Annotated in this window: 1 protein-coding gene and 2 pseudogenes; all 3 read right to left on the bottom strand. The window is 63.8% G+C overall.

Annotated elements, in window-relative coordinates; all coding sequences use genetic code 11:
- Nucleotides 1-106: 106 nt before the first annotated feature.
- Nucleotides 107-414 (bottom strand): annotated as a pseudogene (locus ACZ7NC_RS45335) (transposase); the annotation flags it as partial.
- A gap of 125 nt (nt 415-539) precedes the next feature.
- Entirely contained in the window at nt 540-941 is a 402-nt protein-coding gene (locus ACZ7NC_RS45330) for a DUF2690 domain-containing protein (RefSeq protein WP_471498268.1), read from the bottom strand.
- A gap of 426 nt (nt 942-1,367) precedes the next feature.
- Nucleotides 1,368-2,000, bottom strand: a pseudogene (locus ACZ7NC_RS45325) (IS701 family transposase); the annotation flags it as partial.
- Nucleotides 2,001-2,170 lie beyond the last annotated feature (170 nt).

Below are 2,170 nucleotides of genomic sequence, written 5' to 3'. Positions count from 1 at the left end.
GTGACGAACTACCCAGTGTCACCAAGGATGAAATCAGCCCAAACCGACCATCAGCGGGCTGCTGACCAGCAGAGTTCTGCTAATTCACTGGCATTACTCTCAGGTGGAAGATCGCGGGTTTGAGTTGCCGGTTGCCGTCTCTGGGCGCGCGTTCGCCGTGGATCGAGGTTCCCGAAGACTTCGTCGTGGGGGCGAGGCCGGGGTAGGAGGCGAGGGGGGCGGCGGTGGGAACCTGATGCCGTCGCTGACGGTGGCCAGCAAGCTGGCGGCGGTCCTAACCCGCCCCCGGAATCGAGACCAGGACCTTCGAAAGGGGGGAGGCCTCCAGCAGGGCCTCGATCTGGGCTCCAAGGCCCGACGCTGTTCGTGGACGGCGCCGAGCGCCAGGGACGGGATCACGATGTCGAGCGTGCCAGCCGGGCTATCCGCTTTTACAGGTCATCGGGTAGAAGCTCGTCAATCATGCCGCAGTCCCCTGCGCGGCGGCGCCCCCAACGCCCAGCCGCCACACCGAACTCATTCTGAAACGATCAGGTAAGTCACAGGCAGGTGGTGGATGTGAACACGTCGCCAGTTTTGACCGGACCTGCGCCATCCACCATGTCCGTCCAGGCTACGGTGTATCCGGACGGCACTGAGAACTCCTCCCTGTACCCGCTCGAGCACTCCTTGATCCACAAAAAGGTTCCGGGAGTGGGGCTGGTCATGCGGGCCCAGTTCGAGCGGCACGAGGGGCTGTAGCGGAGTTGGATGTTTCCCCTCGAGGTGTTTATCTGCGTCACGGTGTACGCATCAGCACTACAGTCGGCCTGGTCGGGATCAAGTCCCCTGCAACCTGCGCTGTAACAACCGGCTGCTGGAGCAGCCTGGGCAGCAGGCGCAAACATCATGCCCAATGCCGTGATCAGGACACCAAAGCCTGCGGCGATTGACTTTTTCACCACATACCTCCTTTAAGAGGTGCCGTGACCGGCACCTTCCGATGCCGAGACAGCATCCGGCGCCCCGGCCACCCGTGCGTCGGCCAGCAGACCGATGCCTCAGCGCAACAACAGTGGACTGTCTGCCCGATGGGTGAAAGATCCTTTTCAGCTACTCCTGCAGATCTTCGCGCGCACAGGCTTCTTGCGGTCAGAGGACGATAGCGTTATGGAGCCGCTTTCGTACTCGGCGGCAGGTCTAGTACTACAACGGTGCTTGCCGTGACTGCTTGCCCAGGTCAGGGGCTGTGTCCGCGTCGTTTGTAGTGGCTAGGTGTATTGACCCGGAGGGTTGTTCACGCGGTTGATCGGTGGCTGGCCTCCGAGGGCGGTGCGGCAGTGTTGGTAGTTGTAGGTGTGGTGGAAGACGTCCGCCCGTTCCAGCTACGACCGCCAGCCTTTGCTGAACCCGTAGGCGGCATCCGCGGTCACCCACCGAAACGGGGTCTTGTCCGCGGCGGCGCGGCGGACCATCGCCTTCGCCATGGCCACCTTGGTCTCAAAGGCGACCTCGTCGTCGATGCCGGTCCTGCGGCACCTTTCGCGGTCGTCGGTCCAGGAGGTGGGCAGATACAGACGCCGGTCGATCAGTGTCCGCCCGCGGTCGGTTGCATCCGCGAGGGAGACGCCGACCTGGCAGTTCTCCGTGCGCCCGGCGGTGCCGGAGTACTGCCGCTGCACCCCGGCCGACCGCGTCCCCTTCTTCAAGAAGCCGGTGTCGTCCACGACCAGGACGGCGTCCCGGTCGTCGAGGTTGTCGACTACGTACTGTCGCACGTCGTCGAGCACCTCATCCGCGTCCCACTCGATCCGGTTCAGCATCCGGTGGATACGGTCCGGACCCTCGTGCCCGGCTTCCTCCGCCAGCGTCCAGCCGTTCTTCCGCTGCAGCGGAGCGATCAGGCCCCGCATATAAGCCAGTGCCGAATCCCGCGGCTGCGACCTGCTGAAGCGGTGCACGAACCGCTCGTGCAGAGCGGTCAGTTCACCGGCCCACAACCTGACATCGGCAAGGTCCACCCATAAACGCACCAACGCTCCCTAGTCTTGTGAGTCAGGAGTTCCTCCTATATGTGTAGGCTTGCAGCATGGCTGGTATGGGGCGGCCGAAGGCCGAGTTGGTGCTGTCAGTGGAGGAACGGGCGGCGCTTGAGGGGTGGGTGCGGCGTCGCTCGACCCCTCAGGCATGG

The sequence above is a fragment of the Streptomyces sp. NPDC111802 genome (genome assembly GCF_055634335.1).
Note: the sequence above shows the minus strand (reverse complement) of the source record. Positions and strands in the feature narration are given on the sequence as shown.